Source organism: Cohnella ginsengisoli (assembly GCF_029525555.1).
GTDB classification, from domain to species: Bacteria; Bacillota; Bacilli; order Paenibacillales; family Paenibacillaceae; genus Cohnella; species Cohnella ginsengisoli.
Map to the genome: position 1 here is coordinate 174,328 of NZ_JAPDHZ010000006.1, position 17,868 is coordinate 192,195.

27 protein-coding genes are annotated in these 17,868 nt (G+C 61.0%); 16 read left to right on the forward strand and 11 right to left on the reverse strand.

What is annotated here, in order from left to right; translation table 11 throughout:
- Positions 1-45: 45 nt before the first annotated feature.
- Positions 46-1,044 (reverse strand): NAD-dependent epimerase/dehydratase family protein, encoded by a 999-nt coding sequence (locus OMP38_RS27250; protein WP_277567885.1) that lies wholly within the window; start codon positions 1,042-1,044, stop codon positions 46-48.
- Entirely contained in the window at positions 1,041-1,766 is a 726-nt protein-coding gene (locus OMP38_RS27255; RefSeq protein ID WP_277567886.1) for an ATP-grasp domain-containing protein, read from the reverse strand. The genes OMP38_RS27250 and OMP38_RS27255 overlap by 4 nt, the downstream gene beginning before the upstream one ends.
- Here OMP38_RS27255 and OMP38_RS27260 point away from each other — a divergent pair.
- Complete coding sequence (locus OMP38_RS27260; protein ID WP_277567887.1) at positions 1,765-1,968, forward strand: hypothetical protein; 204 nt, start codon at positions 1,765-1,767, stop codon at positions 1,966-1,968. The two genes, OMP38_RS27255 and OMP38_RS27260, sit on opposite strands and share 2 nt — an antisense overlap.
- A 61-nt stretch (positions 1,969-2,029) precedes the next feature.
- A complete protein-coding gene (locus OMP38_RS27265) occupies positions 2,030-2,161 on the forward strand; it encodes a hypothetical protein (RefSeq protein WP_277567888.1) in 132 nt (43 codons plus the stop codon).
- Between the two features lie 120 nt (positions 2,162-2,281).
- Here the strand turns inward: OMP38_RS27265 and OMP38_RS27270 are convergent, their stop codons facing one another.
- Positions 2,282-3,280: a beta-ketoacyl-ACP synthase III gene (locus tag OMP38_RS27270; RefSeq protein WP_277567889.1), complete on the reverse strand. Its 999-nt coding sequence runs from the start codon at positions 3,278-3,280 to the stop codon at positions 2,282-2,284.
- Positions 3,281-3,467: 187 nt separating this feature from the next.
- A complete protein-coding gene (locus OMP38_RS27275; RefSeq protein WP_277567890.1) occupies positions 3,468-3,827 on the reverse strand; it encodes a DoxX family protein in 360 nt (119 codons plus the stop codon).
- Between the two features lie 167 nt (positions 3,828-3,994).
- Between OMP38_RS27275 and OMP38_RS27280 the strand changes: the two genes are divergently transcribed.
- From OMP38_RS27280 to OMP38_RS27295, 4 genes are read left to right on the forward strand one after another with little or no spacing between them, the layout of a single operon-like run.
- The gene (locus tag OMP38_RS27280) at positions 3,995-4,354 is read left to right on the forward strand and encodes a TetR/AcrR family transcriptional regulator (protein WP_277567891.1); all 360 of its coding nucleotides are present in this window, start codon (positions 3,995-3,997) and stop codon (positions 4,352-4,354) included.
- 29 nt (positions 4,355-4,383) lie between these two features.
- Positions 4,384-4,581 (forward strand): hypothetical protein, encoded by a 198-nt coding sequence (locus tag OMP38_RS27285; protein WP_277567892.1) that lies wholly within the window; start codon positions 4,384-4,386, stop codon positions 4,579-4,581.
- Positions 4,582-4,616: 35 nt separating this feature from the next.
- Positions 4,617-4,907, forward strand: a complete 291-nt coding sequence (locus OMP38_RS27290; RefSeq protein ID WP_277567893.1) for an SGNH/GDSL hydrolase family protein — start codon at positions 4,617-4,619, stop codon at positions 4,905-4,907.
- Positions 4,861-5,325: a GDSL-type esterase/lipase family protein gene (locus OMP38_RS27295; RefSeq protein WP_277567894.1), complete on the forward strand. Its 465-nt coding sequence runs from the start codon at positions 4,861-4,863 to the stop codon at positions 5,323-5,325. The genes OMP38_RS27290 and OMP38_RS27295 overlap by 47 nt, the downstream gene beginning before the upstream one ends.
- Positions 5,326-5,381: 56 nt before the next feature.
- Here the strand turns inward: OMP38_RS27295 and OMP38_RS27300 are convergent, their stop codons facing one another.
- Together OMP38_RS27300 and OMP38_RS27305 are read right to left on the reverse strand one after the other, a co-directional pair.
- The gene (locus OMP38_RS27300) at positions 5,382-5,786 is read right to left on the reverse strand and encodes an SRPBCC family protein (protein ID WP_277567895.1); all 405 of its coding nucleotides are present in this window, start codon (positions 5,784-5,786) and stop codon (positions 5,382-5,384) included.
- A gap of 47 nt (positions 5,787-5,833) precedes the next feature.
- Positions 5,834-6,829, reverse strand: a complete 996-nt coding sequence (locus OMP38_RS27305; RefSeq protein WP_277567896.1) for an acrylyl-CoA reductase family protein — start codon at positions 6,827-6,829, stop codon at positions 5,834-5,836.
- Between the two features lie 76 nt (positions 6,830-6,905).
- On the opposite strand from OMP38_RS27305, the gene OMP38_RS36690 reads away from it, so the two are divergent.
- Entirely contained in the window at positions 6,906-7,862 is a 957-nt protein-coding gene (locus OMP38_RS36690; protein ID WP_277567897.1) for a LysR family transcriptional regulator, read from the forward strand.
- Positions 7,863-7,930: 68 nt separating this feature from the next.
- Here the strand turns inward: OMP38_RS36690 and OMP38_RS27315 are convergent, their stop codons facing one another.
- A complete protein-coding gene (locus OMP38_RS27315) occupies positions 7,931-8,680 on the reverse strand; it encodes an SDR family oxidoreductase (protein ID WP_277567898.1) in 750 nt (249 codons plus the stop codon).
- Positions 8,681-8,889: 209 nt separating this feature from the next.
- Here OMP38_RS27315 and sigJ point away from each other — a divergent pair, with 209 nt between their 5' ends.
- From sigJ to OMP38_RS27330, 3 genes are all read left to right on the forward strand, one after another.
- Positions 8,890-9,756: an RNA polymerase sigma factor SigJ gene (gene sigJ, locus OMP38_RS27320; protein ID WP_277567899.1), complete on the forward strand. Its 867-nt coding sequence runs from the start codon at positions 8,890-8,892 to the stop codon at positions 9,754-9,756.
- 115 nt (positions 9,757-9,871) lie between these two features.
- Positions 9,872-10,360 carry a helix-turn-helix transcriptional regulator gene (locus OMP38_RS27325; protein WP_277568388.1) on the forward strand — a complete coding sequence of 163 codons (489 nt, stop codon included), beginning with the start codon at positions 9,872-9,874 and terminating at the stop codon, positions 10,358-10,360.
- Positions 10,284-10,832 carry a helix-turn-helix transcriptional regulator gene (locus OMP38_RS27330; RefSeq protein ID WP_277567900.1) on the forward strand — a complete coding sequence of 183 codons (549 nt, stop codon included), beginning with the start codon at positions 10,284-10,286 and terminating at the stop codon, positions 10,830-10,832. Before OMP38_RS27325 ends, OMP38_RS27330 begins: the two co-directional genes overlap by 77 nt.
- Before the next feature lie 129 nt (positions 10,833-10,961).
- Here OMP38_RS27330 and OMP38_RS27335 read toward each other — a convergent pair whose 3' ends face one another.
- Positions 10,962-11,822 carry an alpha/beta fold hydrolase gene (locus OMP38_RS27335; RefSeq protein WP_277567901.1) on the reverse strand — a complete coding sequence of 287 codons (861 nt, stop codon included), beginning with the start codon at positions 11,820-11,822 and terminating at the stop codon, positions 10,962-10,964.
- Between the two features lie 23 nt (positions 11,823-11,845).
- A complete protein-coding gene (locus tag OMP38_RS27340) occupies positions 11,846-12,394 on the reverse strand; it encodes a PadR family transcriptional regulator (protein WP_277567902.1) in 549 nt (182 codons plus the stop codon).
- Positions 12,395-12,540: 146 nt separating this feature from the next.
- On the opposite strand from OMP38_RS27340, the gene OMP38_RS27345 reads away from it, so the two are divergent.
- On the forward strand, positions 12,541-13,083 hold the full coding sequence (locus tag OMP38_RS27345; RefSeq protein ID WP_277568389.1) for a glutamine amidotransferase-related protein: 543 nt from the start codon (positions 12,541-12,543) through the stop codon (positions 13,081-13,083).
- A gap of 131 nt (positions 13,084-13,214) precedes the next feature.
- Positions 13,215-14,786: a methyl-accepting chemotaxis protein gene (locus OMP38_RS27350; RefSeq protein WP_277567903.1), complete on the forward strand. Its 1,572-nt coding sequence runs from the start codon at positions 13,215-13,217 to the stop codon at positions 14,784-14,786.
- A 115-nt stretch (positions 14,787-14,901) separates the two neighbouring features.
- Here the strand turns inward: OMP38_RS27350 and OMP38_RS27355 are convergent, their stop codons facing one another.
- Positions 14,902-15,663: a hypothetical protein gene (locus OMP38_RS27355; protein ID WP_277567904.1), complete on the reverse strand. Its 762-nt coding sequence runs from the start codon at positions 15,661-15,663 to the stop codon at positions 14,902-14,904.
- 331 nt (positions 15,664-15,994) lie between these two features.
- A complete protein-coding gene (locus tag OMP38_RS27360) occupies positions 15,995-16,201 on the reverse strand; it encodes a hypothetical protein (protein ID WP_277567905.1) in 207 nt (68 codons plus the stop codon).
- Positions 16,202-16,387: 186 nt separating this feature from the next.
- Here OMP38_RS27360 and OMP38_RS27365 point away from each other — a divergent pair, with 186 nt between their 5' ends.
- The 4 genes from OMP38_RS27365 (at position 16,388) to OMP38_RS27375 (ending at position 17,856) form a co-directional block, all read left to right on the forward strand.
- Positions 16,388-16,690, forward strand: coding sequence for a MerR family transcriptional regulator (locus tag OMP38_RS27365; protein ID WP_277567906.1), 303 nt, complete (start codon positions 16,388-16,390; stop codon positions 16,688-16,690).
- A gap of 103 nt (positions 16,691-16,793) precedes the next feature.
- Entirely contained in the window at positions 16,794-16,892 is a 99-nt protein-coding gene (locus tag OMP38_RS35175) for an NAD(P)-binding domain-containing protein (protein WP_338130672.1), read from the forward strand.
- A complete protein-coding gene (locus OMP38_RS27370) occupies positions 16,877-17,731 on the forward strand; it encodes a Gfo/Idh/MocA family protein (protein ID WP_277567907.1) in 855 nt (284 codons plus the stop codon). Before OMP38_RS35175 ends, OMP38_RS27370 begins: the two co-directional genes overlap by 16 nt.
- Positions 17,680-17,856 carry a hypothetical protein gene (locus OMP38_RS27375; protein ID WP_277567908.1) on the forward strand — a complete coding sequence of 59 codons (177 nt, stop codon included), beginning with the start codon at positions 17,680-17,682 and terminating at the stop codon, positions 17,854-17,856. Before OMP38_RS27370 ends, OMP38_RS27375 begins: the two co-directional genes overlap by 52 nt.
- Positions 17,857-17,868 lie beyond the last annotated feature (12 nt).

Here is a 17,868-nt window from a genome sequence, read left to right on the forward strand (position 1 = left end):
CCGACATCAACTTCAGCTCGACCGGCACGATCTTTGATCCTGCGCTCATCGGTTCGCCCTCCACCAGGCGGCGAATCGCCGGAGCCCCTCGTCTATGCTCACGCGCGGTGCATATCCAAGCGTTCGGCGCGCCGCGGAGATGTCGAGCGTCTGGCTGTACGCGAGCAGGCCGACGGTATAGCGCGTGAAGGGCGGCTCCGCGCCGAGAAACGGCGCGATCCGGTACGCGCGCTCCATCAAGGTGCCCGCGGCCAGCGCCGTGCGAAGCGGGATTTCCCGCGTGCGAAGCGGCTGCTCCAGCAGGGCGAACAGGCGCCGCAGCAGGTCGATCAACCGGACCGGCTCGCCGTTCGAGATGTTGAAGATCTGCCCGGCCGCCGAGGACGGCGCCAGGCAGGCCGCCTCCAGCGCGTCGACGACGTTATCCGCGTAGGTCAGGTCGAGCAGCGCCTGACCGCCGCCGATGAGCGGGATGCCGCGACGTTCGTTGACCCGCATCAGCCGCGGGAACAACGAGCCGTCCTCGGGGCCGAAGATAGCTCTCGGGCGCAGGATGACCGCGTCCAGTCCCTGGCCAACCGCTTTTTGCACGACTTGCTCCGCGATCAGCTTCGTCGCGGCGTAGGCGTTGACGGGCCGGCGGGGCAATCCTGCATTCTCCTTCACGTCTAGCCGGTCGGTATAGTCGAAATAAACGCTAGGCGTCGATACGTGCACGAGCCTGCGAACGCCATGGCGAAGGCAGCCCGCGACGACATGCGCGGTGCCGGCGACGTTGGCCGACTCGAAGTCCCGATAGCGTCCCCACGGGGAAGACAACGCCGCGCAATGAATCACATAGTCCTGGTCCGCGCACGCCTCGGCGGTCTCTTCCGTCTGCGTCCCGATATCGATCCGGCGGAAGGCGATGCCGGCAGCCTCCAGCCGCCGTCCGGCTTCAGCGTTGCGCCCGATCCCCGTCACGGTCCACCCCGCCTCCGCGAGTCGCAGCGCGGTCGCCCGCCCGAGGGAGCCGGTCGCGCCGGTTATTAACGCTCTGGTCATCGTTCACCATTCCATTCGAGATCGATAGTCGACGCTTCCTGGAGCGTCAGGCCTTGCCCGGCGGCAGTCCGTCTGAGCCAGCCGAACAGCCGTAGCTGCTCGGCGGCGGGACCGGCGTCTCCGCGCCGGTACACCGCGTCGCGGCTGCCGGCGAAGGCGCGCAGCCACTCGCGCATTCTGCGCTCGCGAACGGCCTGCGCGAGCCCGTAGGTCAGCATCGCGGGAGACAGCATGGCGCCCGCGCCTGGCGCAGGCGCCGCTTGGATCCCGCTCGCGACGAGCCGTGCGGGCGCAAGAAGCGCCTCCGCCAGCCCATCCGCGGGGCGGAACAGATGGATGCCGCTCGTGGCCCGCGGATTGCATTCGAGCGGATAGATCGCGCCGCTTGGCTCCGCCATGAAATCGAAAGCGATCTGGCCCGTGAAGCGCGCGTGGCGGACGAAGCGCGCGACCCAATCCGCCAGCGCGGGATGCGCTTCGGCGGCGAAGTGGATGCTGGCGCCCCGCCCGGCCCGGAAGCGGCTGCGATACGCGGCGAACGCGGTGAGCACGCCACCGTGCGCGACGCCGTACGTGCACCATTCCTCGCCGCGCAGCAGCTTCTGCGCGATCCAGGGGCGGCGCGTCGATACGCCGCCTCCGCCGGCTTCGGCTTCGGCCAGCTTGCGCATGGCGGCTTCCCTGACCGAAGGGGATAAGCGCCCCTCGCGCGGCTCGACCATGATGACGCGCGAGGCGAAGCGCGAGTATGCGGGCTTCAGCACGAGCCCGTCCGCGAACGCGTCGTCCGCCAGCAGCGGCAGCCAGCCGTCCGGCGTCTCGAAGATCGCCGACGGGGGGAACGGGAAGGCCCGCGGCCTCCGCCAGCCGGATAAACGCGCCCTTATGATGCAGCCGGTCGAGCTCGTCCAGCGGCGCTGCTAGCACCTCGCAGCGGCCGGCGAACTGCCCCAGCTCCCGCGAGACGTGGAAGATCTCCTCGCACGTGGGGACGATCGCATCGATGCGGCACTCGTCCACGATTCGTACCAGTGCCGCCGAGAAGCCTGCGGGATCGAACGCCGGCGCCGGCACGGAGAAGCTGCGCGTCACGGCGTTGGACGCCCGGCAGAGATGATAGGGCGCGCTCTCGGCCGCGAACACCGTATGCCCGGCCGCGCGAAGCAACCGGGCGAGCTCCAGCGCGGCGGGCGCCCTGCCGCCGGTAAGCAGGACACGCCGGCTCCCGATTCGCGGCTCAGTAATCAAGCACGAGCCCTCCGAGCGTCAGTCCCGCGGCCGTGCCGATCATCAGCACCCGGTCGCCCCGGACGATCCGTCCCGAGCGGATGGCCTCGTGCAGGCCCATCGGGATCGAGGCCGCGATCGTGTTGCCGTGGTCGGGCGTGATATAGACGAGCTGCGACTCCGCGATGCCCAGCTTCTTGCGCAGCAGGCGCACGGCCATCGCGCTCCCTTGATGGGGCACGACCGCCTTGAAGTCGGACATGCGCGAGCCGGTCGCGCGCAGCAGATCGTCCGCGAAGTCGGGCAGCAGCCGCGCGGCCATCTTAAAAATCGCGGGGCCATCCATGCGGAACAGGTAATCGTCCGGCTCTGCCGGCTGCGGACCGCGCGGATGGCGCCGCGAGCCGCCGGCGCGGATCTCCGAGAAGGCGGCGCCGTCCGCGTACGTGCGCAGAGACGCGCCGACAATGGCGGACCGTTCCCCTTCTTCGGCGGGGGCTAAGACGACGGCGGCCGCGCCGTCGCCGAACAGCGCGGCGCTCTCCTTGTGACGCCAGTCCAGCCCGAGCGACGCGATCTCCGTCGACACGATGAGCACGCGGCGGTAACGGCCTGCCGCGATCATGCACGACATGACGTCCAGCGCGTTGAGGAAACTGAGGCAGGTCGCGTCGACGTCGAAGGCGGGAACGCCGGAGCGCTCCTGGCCCATCGCCTGCTGAATATAGACGGCGGTGCAAGGGAGCGCCTGCTCGCGCGTGCCGCTGGCGCAGACGAGGCAGTCGACGTCGGAGAAGCGAAGCCCGGCATCGTCCAGGGCCGCATAGGCGGCCTTCGCGCCCATCTCCGACGCGGTCTCTCCGTCCGCGAAGTACCGGACGGCGACATCCGTCGTTTTGCGCGTCCATCCGCGCGCCACGCCCAGACGATCGTCCATCTCGATATCGGTGACGGGACGTCCGGGCAGGTACTCGCCGGTCCCGCATATTTTCACTTTGCGCAACGTCATGTCGTGTTGCTCCTTTCCGACTGGCGCTTTCGTTGTTACGTTCATTGTGCCGGATCGCGCGCGGACCTGGTAGTACTAACTATTCATGGTACCATCGTTTTTCGCGGAAGGGGCTTAAATTTTGACAAAATATGCAGCAAAAAAAACCGTCAACCTCGATTGACGGTTTTTTTGAGCAGCCGCAGATTCAGTTCGGGAAGTCGCCCAGATCCGAGCCGAGCAGCGCGGCGAGCGCGATGGCGAGCACGGCCAGCACCAGCGCAGGCACGATCGCGCCGAATTTGTCCTTGGCGCGCAAGTGGAAGGCGACGGCGCCGAGCATGATGACGCCGATCAGGACGGCGCCCCAGGCGGCCCAGCTGTCGCGCCAGAAGCCGACGACGAGTCCGGCGACGCCGACCAGCTGCAGCAGTCCGGTGACGACGCGAAACCATTGCGGCAGCCCCAATTTGCCGAAGTTTTCGACCTGCATTTTAATCCCTGCGACCTTGCCGAGTCCGGAGACGGCGAACAACAACGCCAGAAGAATTTGAAGAACCAGAACCATGAATGCGATCCCCTCTCTTGCGCCTTGAACTTATGCAACATCTGTTGCTTAGGTTATGATAAGATAACGGTAACCGGCCGACAACCGTCAAGTTGCTTCGGATTATCGCTTAAGCGACAAAAGCGCCGGATTGTCTGAGAAGCGGCGATTTGCGAGGGGGGAGATACATGGAGGAGACCAAGACGGATCCGCGTGTCCTGCGGACGCGGCAGCTGATCCTGGATGCGTTTTATGCGTTGATCCCCAACAAGGATATCAAGGACATCACGATCGGGGACATCACGAAGCGGGCGACGATCAATCGCGCGACCTTCTATGCCCACTACGCGGATAAATACGAGCTGATGGAAGACGCGCTCTCGCAGATGTTCAAAGACAGCCTGATGCAGAAGCTGTCATGCCATGCCGAGCTGAACCGGGCGACGTTGACGGGCATTATCGTGACGCTGTGCGAGTTTCACGCGAACTTCAGCAAGCAATGCGCGCGCAGCTACGAGGCGATGAGCCCTATATCGAGAACAAGCTGATCAAGCTGTTGAAGGGCGTGTTCCACCAATTGCTGATTCAAAAAGCGTATCTGGACGACACGGCGGCGCGGAAGATGTCCGTCATGCTCAGCTGGATCGCATATGGCCTTACGAAGGATTGGAGCACGGAGGGCCGTAAGATAACGCCGGAGCAGCTGGCCGAGCAGGCCATCGCGGCGCTCTCCGCGGCGGTGCGGGAGATCGATGGCGCCGGGCTGCCGGTATGACCGTTTAAGACGAGGGATAAGACGGAGGAGAAACGATGACGAACGAACGCAAAACGATGAACACGGCGGTCATGCCGGTGTCCAAGCTGGAGGAAGACAGCTACGACTGGTGGGCCCGTCACGAGCAGGTGCTGAGCGAGCAGCAGGCGATCGATCCGGAGATCGTCCTGATCGGCGATTCGATCACGCATTTCTGGGGGAGGCGAGCCTTGGTCGGAAAACGTGCACGGGAATCGGGATGCCTGGAATTCCGTATTCGCTCCCTACCGGGTGCTCAACATGGGCTTCGGCTGGGACCGCACGCAGAACGTGCTGTGGCGGCTTGACCACGGCCAGCTGGACGGGTTGAATCCGCAGACGGTCGTCATCCTGATCGGCACGAACAATACGAGCGAGACGGAGAACGCGCGGGCGAACAGCCCGGAGGAGATCGCGGACGGACTGCGCGCGATCTGCGACCGCGTGGAAGCCAAGGCGCCGAACGCCAAGATCGTCATCATGGCGGTATTCCCGCGCGAACATGAGCCGGACCATCCGCGGCGCCTCGCGATCGCGGAGATCAACGCGCGGTATGCGGAGATCGCGCGGGAGCGCGGGTATACGTTCGTCGACATCGGCCCGCAGCTGCTAGAAGCGGACGGGACGTTGTCGCAGGAGACCGCGCCGGACTACTGCCACCTGACGGAGCGGGGCTACAGGCATTGGGCGGAGGCGCTGCGCCCGCTGCTGCCGCAACTTCCGTAAAAACAACAGAGGCAGCCCGGATTAAAATAAGGTCCCGGTCTGCCGCTGTTTTGGCTTTAATTCGCGTTCTCGATCGTTTGTTTAATAACCGCCGACACCCGATCTACCTGCGCTTGAATTTGCGGCGCCAGATCCTCGGGCAGAAAGTCGGTAATCCAGACGAGCGTGCTGCCGCTGTCGCCGTCCGGGAACACTTGGAACGAGGCATTGTGATGAAGAAGCGGCAGGCGTCCTTCCTTTACGGCGAAGACCATACGGCGCTCCTCCTCGTCGACAGCAACGATCAGCTCGCGTACCGAACCGCCATCCGGCAGGATCAGCGTCCTTTCGTATCCGTCCAGAAGCGTATTCTCGGTATAGCCAGGGACGAGACGAACGTGGAATGCCCCTACGTCTCTAACAGCATCCCAGACTTGCTCGGGCGAACGATCAATGAAAACTTCCTTTCGAACCGATGGCATAAAGCACCTTCCTCCTTGAGTTTCCCATTCATCGTCATTGAGATCAGTCAGGACAGCGCGACGACGGCGCGTCCGCGCATGCGCCCTTGCAGCACTTGAGCGATCGCGGCGGGAAGCTCGGACAACGAAATCTCGTGCACGACCGCGTCCAGAAGCGCGCCATCCGGCTGCCATTCGGCGGCGATGCGGTTCCAAACCGTACGCCTTACGTCCATCGGGCATAATACCGAATCGATGCCGAGCAGGTTAACCCCGCGCAGGATAAAGGGATATACCGTCGAGGCCAACTCCGCTCCGCCCGTGAAGCTGCTGAGCGCGACGGAGCCGCCGTATCGGACCGAATTCAAGACATGCGTCAGGAAACGCCCGCCGACCGGATCGACGGCCCCTGCCCAGCGCTCGCGGTTAAGCGACTTCGCCTCAGGCACCACCAGCTCCGACGGCGAGATCGTCTCCAGTGCGCCGATGCTCTTTAAATATGCGATCTCCGCGCTCTTGCGGGTGCTGGCCGTCACCTCGTAGCCTGACTTCGCCAGCATCGAGACGGCCCAGCTTCCGACGCCTCCGGTGGCGCCACTCACCAGGACGGGACCTTGATCCGGATTGAGGCCATTCTGTTCCATGCGGTAGATGGATAATGCGGCCGTGAATCCGGCAGTTCCGATCGCCATCGCGGCCTTGGCGGTCAGACCGGACGGCAGGGGCACGACCCACGCCGCAGGGACGCGCGCGAGCTCGCTGAACCCGCCAGGATGGGATGCGCCAAGTCCGTATCCGGTAACGAGCACCTCGTCCCCTTGCTTAAACGAAGGATCGGACGAGGCGAGTACGGTGCCAGCCAAGTCAATGCCGGGTGTATGAGGGTATCGACTGACGATCCCGGCTCCCTGTATGGTCGCTAAACCGTCCTTATAGTTGACGCTTGAATAAGCGACCCGAATCGTTACCTCCCCGTCGGGAAGATCGTCTACGGAAAAGTCGCGGACCTCCGATTGCAGCTTCGAATCCTTCCAATCTACCGTTAACGCTCGATAAGATTCCATTTGGCCAATCTCCTCTCTTTCCTCAATCGTAAGCTTGCCTCGATCATGCGTCCAATTTATAATTTTCATAAAAACCATGATATTTTGTAATCGTTTGAGGGGGGGGATAGCGTTGGAGTGGCAGCAGATCGAATATTTCATCGCGGTAGCGAAGTCGCAGCATATGACGAATGCGGCGAAGCAGCTGTCCGTCACTCAGCCTGCGTTAAGCCGTTCAATCGCCACGCTGGAGAAGGAAGTCGGCGTGGAGCTGTTCGAACGACGCGGACGCAACTTGGCGCTCAACCGCTATGGCCAGCTTTTCTTGGAACGGGCGCAGAACGCCTTGAAGGAGATCGAGAAGGCCAAGCAAGAAATCGCGAATGAAATTAATCCGTGGTCGGGCGTCATATCGCTTTGCTTCCCGCATATTGTCGGCGCCGAACTATTTCCCACGATGCTGGGCGCCTTCCGCGAACGCTATGCGGATATTCGATTCGAACTGAATCAATGCTCGAACGACGAGCTGGCCGCGCGAATCCACAATAACGACAGCGACTTCGGGATCACGACTTGGGAATCCGTGAACGATGCGTTCCATTGGCAGCAGATCGGCAAGTCCGAGCTGTATCTGGCCGTCCCCCTTCACCATCCGTGGGCGGACAAAAAAGAGCATTCGATTGGAAGAACTCGGCGGGCAAGCCTATGTCGGGTTAAAGCCCTCCTGCGCTCTAAGCTATACGGTGGAAACGCTGCTGGCCGGCGCCGGCGTCGAGCCGGAGACCCTTTATCGTGCCGACGAATTGGATATGGTCGCCGGGTTGGTATCGGCGGGGTTCGGCGTTTCCTTGCTGCCGAAGACGCTGGGCGTCCGCAATTACCCGATGGCTTGGGTTCATGTGACCGATCCCGCAAGCGAGCTTACGGTGGGCGCCGTTTGGAAGAAGGACAGGCAGCTGACGCCGGTGTGCGAGGTTTTTCTCGATTTTATTCGAGAGAGGTACGGATCGGGAACTGCGGAGTAGATCGGCTGGTAGCTTCCATGACAAAATGAGCAGCTGCCACGGTGGCCAGCTGCTCATTTATTATTTTGCTATGTTGGCTTGGCTTCAGCTACTGCGTTCAGGCACGCGCGAGCCAATCCGTAAAACGGGTCGGCGCGATACGCGCTTTGCTGTCTTCCGCAGGAACGAGCGAGCGATCGTCCACTTGACCGCCGAAGTAGCCTGCCCCGTCGTCCGTGACGACCTCGCGGTTATCCCCGTTCGCCTTCAAGAATTGGCGGACGAACGCGTCCATCCCGATCTTCTCGGGGCCGGCCACTTCGACCATGCCGTTCGCGGGCTCCGCCAGCGCATAGTCGGCCAGCGCCGCGCTCACGTCCGCGGCCGCGATCGGCTGCATGGCGGCGGACGGCAAACGGACGGTTTGACCTTCCGTCGCCGTATAGGCGATGCCGCCGGCAAACTCGAAGAACTGCGTCGCTCTGACGATCGTGTAAGGAATATGGGATGCCTGAATCAGCTTCTCCTGGGCGATCTTGGCGTTGAAATAAGCGTTGCCGGGCGGCCGGTCCGTGCCGACGATCGATAGGGCGACATAGTGACGTACGCCTGCTTTCGCCGCCTCGGATAGCAAATTTTTGGTCGACGTTTCGAAAAACGCCATCACCGCCTGCTCCTCGAACGAAGGCGAGTTGGTGACGTCGACGACGACCTGCGCGCCGGCCAGCGCCGCGGCCAGCCCTTCGCCCGTTACCGAATTGACGCCCAGGGACGGGGAAGCCGCCACCGCTTCATGCCCAAGCTTGTTCAGGTTCTGTACGAGTCCTTTGCCGATCAGTCCGCTGCCGCCGATCACTACGATTTTCATGAGTACCTCCTGGGGTTTAGCCCGTATCCCCGCTGGGCGATTGGGTTTGAATAAAGCCTGTTAATTTGTCGACATTCTTATAACGATTGAACCGGACGCTCTGTGACACGGACGAATGACGGAAGCCGCCAAGGCCAAGGTTGATTTAAATGCCGGGCGAGCTATATGTTAGTTACAAGAAGAAAACAGCCGGATAAGGAAGTGACCAGATGCAGGAGTTATACAGGCAGTACAAGGGGCGGATGTTCAACCTCGCCTACCAGCTGACCGGGTCTGTCGCCGACGCCGAAGACGTCGTGCAGGACGTATTTTTGAAAGCCTATCAGCTGCCCCCGGAGAAATTGACCGTGCCCGGACCGTATCTGTACAAAATGGTTACGAACCGCTGCCGGGATCTTTACAAGTCTGCTCGCAAGAAGCGGGAGGAATACTTTGGAGAGTGGCTGCCTGAGCCTCTGGCGGATGCGGATAACGACCCTGCGGATTCTGTCGCGCGCGACGAACGGCTGTCCTATGCCATGCTGGTGCTGCTGGAGCGGTTGACGGCGTCGGAGCGAGCGGTTTTTGTGCTGCGGGAGGCGCTCGGTTTCGACTACGGAGAGATCGCCGGGCTCATGGATAAGAGCGAGGTGAACTGCCGGAAGTTGTTCAGCCGCGCGCGCGGGAAATTAGGACTGGATGCCGAGGCGCCGCCGCTCCAAGCCCCTTCCGCCTCCGAAGAATGGGTAGACGGGTTCGTGGCCGCTCTCAGACAGGGGAACATGAGCCGGCTGCTGTCCATGCTCGATCCCGACGTCGTGCTGCTGCCCGATGGCGGAGGCAAGGTGCAGGCGGCCGTTAACCCGATTCATACCGCAGAGCGCGTGGCCAAGTTCCTTATGGGCGTCATCCGCAAAACCGCGACGTTCGAAGGCGAAGCGGACGTCCGCATGGAGCGCATCAACGGGGAACCCGGCATGATTTTGCGCTCCGAGGACGGCGTCGTTCATACGGCGGCCCTGTTCCGCGTTGAGGGCGGGCTCATCCGGAGCCTGTATATTTTGCGCAATCCGGACAAGCTTAAGTCGCTTAAATAGGTTGATTCTGACAGCTGTCTGTCAGAGAGCATCGCGGCCATTGGAAAAGGAATCGACGGCCCCCCTGCGGATTCAGTAAAATACCGGATATCGGGGGGAGGTGGCTTCTTTGAAGGTGGAACGGCTGCTCGGCATCACGATGATGCTGCTGAGCCGGCGCCGGGTGAATGCCCAGACGCTGGCCGACAAGTTCGAGGTCTCGCACCGCACGATCTATCGCGATCTGGAAACGATCAACGCCGCGGGCATCCCGATCGTGTCGTTCACGGGGAGCGATGGGGGCTACGAGATTATGGAGCAATTTCGCATCGATCGGCAGATCGTCACGCTGGACGACCTGCAGTCGATTCTGACGGCGCTGAAGGGCGTGCGCGCGTCGCTGGACGACGAGGAGATGGACGGGCTGCTGACGAAGATCAAGGCGCTGGTCGCCAGGTCGGAGCAGAAGCAGCTGGAGGAAGCGGGCGAGACGCTGATCTTCGATACGAACCTGTGGCACGGCGGGGGGGATCAAGGACCGGACGATTTTGGCGCAGCTGCGGCAGGCATCGAAAAACCGCACGGTCGTTTCGTTCGCTTACACGAGTACGGACGGGGCGGCTGAGGCGCGGGAGGTCGAGCCGATCGGCCTGGCGTGGAAAGGGTATGCCTGGTACCTGTACGCGTATTGCAGGCTGCGCGGAGATTACCGGACGTTCAGGCTATCCCGGGTGGAAGGACTGCGCGTGCATATGGAACGGTTCGCGAATCGCGGCGTGCGAATGGAGGAGCTCGATGCGCGCTGGGGCAACCAGGAGCGGGGGCCGGAGATCGAGCTAGTGCTGCGGTTTCGCCCGCGGCTGCGCGTGCGCGTCGAGGAGACGTTCGGCGCGGACCGGGTGGAGGTGCGGGAGGACGGCTCGCTGCTGGTCAGGGCCAGCTACCCGGACAACCACTGGATGTACGGCATGATCCTCGGCTACGGCCCGGACGTTCGGGTGCTGGAGCCGTCCGCCGTGGCGGCGAAGATTCGCGCCATGGGGGCGCAAATTGCCGCGATCTATGAGGAAGCGCCGGCGGATGCGGCTGTTCGGTGAGCAGGTGCAGGCGCGGGAGTACCGGGAGCGGAGAGAGTCCTGGCGGCAGAGGAGCCGAGGGGCTGCAAGCGAGAAATGCAGCTTTGGCCCCGTCACGGTGTATGAATCGCCGCTATGGCAGCAGCCTAATTATAGCTTTGCGTCGAGCCACGATCGGATAAGCGGCAGCGCCTGGGCAGCTTGCATGGCTTGGGTATGGTCGAGCCCCTCGAGCATTCGGACTTCCCAGCTGAATGCCTCAAGAGCTGCGCGGTTGCTGGCGAAGGCGCCGGCGATATCGACCGTGACGCCGCCGAAGGCGTCTCCGTACGCGATGATATCGTTTGTGCCAGCGAAGCAGAGACGCGGCATACGAATCTGCGCTTGTGCCATACGATCGTCGAAGTCTTGCAGCGCCTCGTACAGCGTGACGAACTGCCGGGTCTGATCGCGATTCATAGCGACCTCGACGGTAGACCAATCAAAATCCTCCCAGGAGGAAGCATCTGCAGAGCTTCCGCCCCAGCCATCGGCGATACTCCCGCCCTCGCCCGACATGGCGTACGTGGCCTGCGTGACCTGCAGCATCTCCCGATACGGGCCGCCTATGGGAGGATAGCCGCCCATGATCAGCGCGGAGAGTCTGTCAGTGCGCAGGGCCAGCTGCATGCCGGCAAGCGCCAGCCAGGAGTAGCCATAGTAAGCAAAACGAGCCGCACCTGCAGCGTCCGCGATGGCGAGAAAGTCTGCCGCCACATTGCCCGGCGTCAGCGTATCCTGCTTCGGCGTGCTAAGCACGTGGCCTTCGTAGTCGAAGGCAATGACGCGATATCGGTCGCGAAGACCGTCAATCAACGTTCGTCCGAGTGCAGGGTCCGTGCCCCATTTGCGCATTTCTTCCGCCTTCGGCCCTTCTAACGGCCAGGGATTCACCGGTAATAAGATGGCAGGCCCGTCCCCTTCGACCTCGACTTGTATCGGATGGCCGTCGTGCATGGCAACTTCGATCATCTTCCCGCTCCCTTCCCCATAAGTTATTCCACGTCATCCGCAAACGTATATTTTCCATCATGCAGCGACTGCAGCAGCCGTCTGGTAGCCGTTACGGCGTGTTCCATATAACCGGCCCACATGCCGACAAGCTCCGGATGTTTGGATGGATCAGACGGTTGAGACTCGGTCGGCAGCGTCCGCAGAAATACGGCGGATGCTTCCTGCGCGGCCAGCCGTTCCTCAAGCAGCGCGATGACCTGTGTCCGGGACAGCGTCTCCATAAACGCAATGCCCGCCGCCATCTGCTGAAATTCGTTGCTTTTCAGCGCCGATTCGAGCAGCGTCTTAAATTCCGCTTCGCCATCCGGGGTCAGCGTGTATTCGGTCCTCGCAGGCCCGCGCTTGACGGGATCGCCCGAGTCCTCGGCCCGGATCAGGCCTTGGGCTGCCAGCTTATCCATTGCATGATAAATCGAGCCAGGCTTGATATTTGTCCAGGTCTCGGCCCGCCAGGCGGTCAGATCCTGATGAACGCCGTAACCGTGCGTGACCCCCCGTCTCCGGATCGTGCCCAAAACGAGTAATCTCACTGACGACAATCGTATCAGCTCGCTTTCCTAATCAGTCATGTCCATTATATATTTTCTATTCAAATTTGAATAGATATAAAGACGCTTGACGAGCAACAGGCAATCGCCTAACATCTACCATAATTTGCGCTTGGAAACGTTAATGGATCGCCCCGGCGAGTCCGTACGCAAGCATGCAAGGCGCGTTAAACAGTATTCGCTATGCCCGCGAAAACCGGGTTCCTATACTTGGTACCTGCGGCGGATTTCAGCATATGATCATCGAATTCACGCGGGACGTCATGGGCTTGGCAGCGGCCGACCACGCAGAGATCCATCCCGAAAGCCCGATGCTGCTCGTCACGCCGTTGTCGTGCGCTTTCCGTGAGCACACGCACCGGTTCCTGCTGACGCCCGGATCCCGAACCGCTTCCGCTTACGGCACAAACGAGACGATCGAGCAATATGGTATCTGCAACTACGGGCTCAATCCCGCGTTCGCAGCGCAAGTATCGCAGGCTGGATTCCGCATCACAGGGGTCGATGAGGACGGAGAGACGCGCATCATGGAGCTGGATGGACATCCCTTCTGCTTCGGCACGCTGTTCCAGCCGGAGCGGTCTGCGTTTAAGGGGATCGTGCACCCGCTTATTCGCGAATTCGTTCGGGCAGCAGCGGCAGACGCCAGGCCAAGCAAGGGAGTTGATTGAATAGAAGAAGCGGCTATCACCCCCGCAAAAAAAATGCGCGGTAACGCAATGAAATTGCGGTTACAAAGGCTTTGTCGGATTTTATCATAAATGTAGTACTTTATGACCAATCCGAATGAGGAAGTGCACCTATGAAGATCACCGTTGCGAAGAAAATGTACGCCAGTTACCTCCTTGTCCTGATCCTGCTGGTTCTTGTCGCCGTTTTCGGCTTGCAGGGGATGAACAAAATCCAAGACCAGACGAACAATATCGTCACGGACGCGATTCCCGTCTCGATGGCCGCTTCCAATCTCATGACCTCGCTCGTCAACGAAGAGACGGCGACGAGAGCTTTTCTGATCGGCGGCGACGAGAAATATCTGGATACTTACCAGAAAGGCGTACGGGGCGTGCAAGCCGATCTGCGCGATATCGACGGTCATCTCCCGAACCATCCTACGATGAAGGCGCTGATCGACGAAGCGAAGCCGAGAATCGAGGCGATCGAGCAATACTTCGAGGCGCAGATTGCGCTCGTGCGTGCCGGCAACATCAAGGAAGCGCAGCAGAAGGTCGGTGACGGCAAGGCGCTGTTCGCCGATTTCCGGGAGACGCACGGCAAGATCGAGCAGGATATCGCAAAGATTATAAGCGATGCCTCTCAGAGGGCTTCAAACGCGAAGCAGAATGCGCAGACGCTGATGTTCGTGGTCAGCGGCATCGCGCTCGCGGCGACGTTGGCCCTGGCCTATGCGATGACGCGCAGCATATCCGGTCCGGTCCGTCTCGTTACCCGCACGCTAGGAAGCGTGGCGAGCGGAGATCTGACCGCGGACGAGCTCCGCATCCGGAACAAAGACGAGATCGGCGAGATGGTCGCATCGCTGAACGTTATGACGGACAGCCTGAGGCAGCTGATCGGACTGACGTCGGCTTCCGCCCACAACGTGTCGGCCGCTTCGCAGCAGATCTCGGCGAGCACGGAGGAGATCGCCGGCAGCAGCGCCAGCCAGGCCGATGCTTCGCTGACGATGAATCATCTCTTTAAGGAGCTGTCGGCGGCGATCTATTCGGTCGCGCTCAACGCGGAGGAAGCGGCGGATTTGTCGAACCGTTCGCTCGACATCGCGAAGACGGGCGGCGGCGTGGTCCGCGCTTCCATCGCCGGCATGAACGCGGTCAGCTCGCAGATGAACAAGCTGGAGACGGACTCGAACAAGATCGGCGAGATCATCGAGGTCATCGACGATATTTCCGACCAGACCAACCTGCTCGCGCTGAACGCGGCGATCGAGGCGGCCAGGGCCGGCGATCAAGGACGCGGGTTCGCGGTCGTCGCCGACGAAGTGCGCAAGCTGGCGGAGCGCAGCGGCGAAGCTACCAAGCAGATCACGGCGATCATCCGGGGCATTCAGCAGAGCACCCGGCAGAGCGTGCGCGCGGTCGCGGACGGCGTCGCCTCGTCGATCCAAACGGGTGAAGCCTTCGACCAGATCATCGATACCGTCCAGCGGACCTCGGAAAAAGTCACGGAAATCGCGGCAGCCAGCGAGGAGCAATCGGCCCAAGCCAACGAGGTGCTGAAGTCGGTGGAGCACGTGGCGTCGGCAAGCGAAGAATCCGCCGGCGCGGCCGAGCAGACGGCGGCAACTTCGCAGACGCTGGCGACGCTTGCCGAGCAGCTCAGCGCATCGATCCAGCGGTTCAAGGTCAAGCGGTAAACGTCGGCGTCCATACCTCAATTGGCCGGCATCCCGCCATGAACGAATTTCTCATCACATATGGACAAAGAGCCCGCTCCAATGCGAATCGGAGTGGGCTCTTCGCCTTTCAAGATTAAACGATTTTTTCAATGCAGGCGATTTGGTTGCCATTAATGATCAGGGTCAGCTTGTCAGAGACGGGAACGATATCCGGGAAGGCAATCGTTCCATTGTCCATCGTTACCGTAAAGCGGGGTTTGCCATGCGAGTCAAACGAATAGACGTTGCCGACGTTGGCGCTGAAGTAGACGTTGCCGCTCCGGTCCGAACGCATCGTGAACGAAGCCAGGCTAATACCTCTGGCTATATCCGTCTTGGACAATTGAAAGCGCCATTTGGTTTTTCCGGTTGCCCAGTCTTTGTCCGTCAAGGTATTCGTAGGTTCATCCAGCTCGTAAAAGCCTCCGGACTGATCGAGGGGACCGCCCGCCGTGAACTGATAAAGCATCTTCTTGTCAGTCAAAGGAGAGAGCCGGCCGTTTTTGTCAAAAGAATAGGCTTTGAGGGTACGCTTATGTGTACTGAAGTCGAACTTATGCGAGATCAGGTAGCCCTCCCATATAAAATAACCGACATCGGGCTGTACGGCAGCCGACCATTGGACGACGCCTTGCTGATCGATCTGCAGCAGCGCGCCGTCAAAATGAAGATAAGTAAAGCCCTTTCCATCGCAAAAGAGATCCAAGAGATTCGCGGCTTGGTAGGTATGGCCGCCAGATGTGAATCGAGACAAATTCCAGCGAACGGCACCGTCCGGTTTGTAAGAGGTAAGACCTTCCGTCGTCAGCAGCAAAAGATTGCCGTTGGCATCGCCGGCATTCGGATAGCCCAGCACAAATCCGCCTTTGTCTACGACCTTTTGGACGGTTACGGACGGAATGCTCACATGCGTGCCCTGGACGCCGATTCGCTCGATGCCGCTAAGCAGCAGCAAAGTCTCGTCCCTTTCTCCCGACAGACCGATATGACCGTCTCCTTCATTTAGAAAATAGACCGTTCCGTCTGCTCCGACTGTCCGGGTACGATTGAAATCAATTTGCAAGGGCATCTCCCAGAGGACGTTTCCATTCAGGTCCATCGACATCGCGGAGTCGAAGGAGGTGACCAGTATTCGATTGCCGCCTGCAATGAAGTCAGCCTCGTAATTCTGATAAGGGCTAGAATCCTCAAGAGACCATTTCAGTCTGTATTCTTTTTGCGTTTTTGAGTACCCAGTTTTTTCCCCGGTCGTCCTTGAGTTTAAGTTTTTGAGTAACGGTCATCGGGTCGACCTGCACGGTCTGCGCCTGTCCCGATTTTTTGACCGCCGAGGCTGCCGTCGCAGAACTCTGCGTGAAAAAGACCAATGCTAAAACAATCGTAAATCCGGCCAACCCTATTCGTCTCATCCGACAGATCCTCTCCATACCAAAGGTGAATAGAAAAACTGCGTTTTCCAACTAGATATTACCATATGGGAATCGTGCTTGATATCTTCGTCTTGCAAAACAACTAAATATTGACCTGGAGTTGGCTCCAGACTCTACAATAGGCATAGCGAGACGAGAGGAGGCGTTCGGATGTATTCGATCGGCCAAGCGGCGGAGCTGACCGGGTTCAGCATCGATACGATCCGGTACTACGAGAAGATCGGGTTGACGAAGCCGGCGGAGCGGAGCCCGGGAGGGCTGCGGTCGTACAGCGAGGACGACGTGAAGCGGCTGTCCTCTTTGCATTGCCTGAAGCGGACGGGGCTCGCGCTGGAGGAGATGAAGGCTTTTCTGCAGGAAGGAAGGTGCTTCGCGAATCCCGCGTTCCCGCTGAGCGGCGAGGACCGGGAGGCGATCGAGAGCCGGACGCGCATACTGGGGGGGAGCATCTGATCCGCATGGAGGCGCAGTACCGGGCGCTGGCCGACGTGATCGGGCAGACGAAGGAGAAGCTGGACTTTTACCAAGAGCTATTGAATAAGGAGGCTGTGGCGAAATGAAAATCGCGTCGATCGGATCGGGGCAGATAGGCGGAACGCTCGGCAAGCGGTGGGCGGCGCATGGGCATGAAGTAATAGCATGGTTTATCGTGTAGCGGTCGTCGGCGGGGGCGCCATCGCGGAATCCCATCTGGAGGCGATCGCCCGGATGGAGCAGGTTCAAAGCGCTGCCGTGGCGGATCTGGTCGGTGAGCGCGCGGAGGCGCTTGCGGGCAAGTACGGAGCGGCTCCGTACACCGACTATCGGGAGATGATCGTCCGGGAGCGGCCGGATATCGCCATCGTCACGCTGCCGCATTATTTGCACAAGGAGGCGGCTATGTTCTGCCTGGCGCAAGGCTGCCATGTGCTGCTCGAGAAGCCCATGGCGCTGGACGTCGAAGAGTGCGACGAGATCGTCGAGGCGGCGCGGCGAAGCGGGTCCGCGCTGCTCGTCGGGCATACGCAGCATTATATTCCGGAGAACCGGGCGGCCAAGCGGATCATCGAGGAAGGCAGCCTGGGCCGGCTGGTCATGGTCAACGACGTTCGCAACGTTTACTATTTCCGGGAGGACCGCCCGTCCTGGTTTTTCAAGCAATCGCTCGCCGGAGGCGGCATTCTGATGAATCTGGGCTCCCATTCGATCGACAAGATCACCTGGCTAGCAGGGTCCGAGGTGGACAAGGTCTCGGCCTCGGTTAGCGGCCAGGGGAGAAGGGCGATATCGAGGGAGGCGGCATGGCGTTTCTGCGCTTGCGAAGCGGCTTGCCGGCTACGATCTCGCTGTCGGGCTACAAGGGATATGCGCGGAACGAGACCGAGCTCGTCTTCACGGATGGCATGCTGCGGCTCGAGACGGGCAAAGCGCTCTGGATCAGCCGCGGCGGGGACTACGAGCGGGTGGAGACGGAGGCGCAGGAGTCGCCTTTCGTCCTGCAGCTCGAGGACTTGATCGCCTGTATCGAAGGACGGCGGAACGCGGCGGATTTGCTCGCGCACTCCTGGCACGCGATCGCGGTCGTGCGGGCGATCTATGCTTCGGGCGCTTCGGGACGGGAGGAGACGGTGACGCCTTAGGGAAGGCGTCCG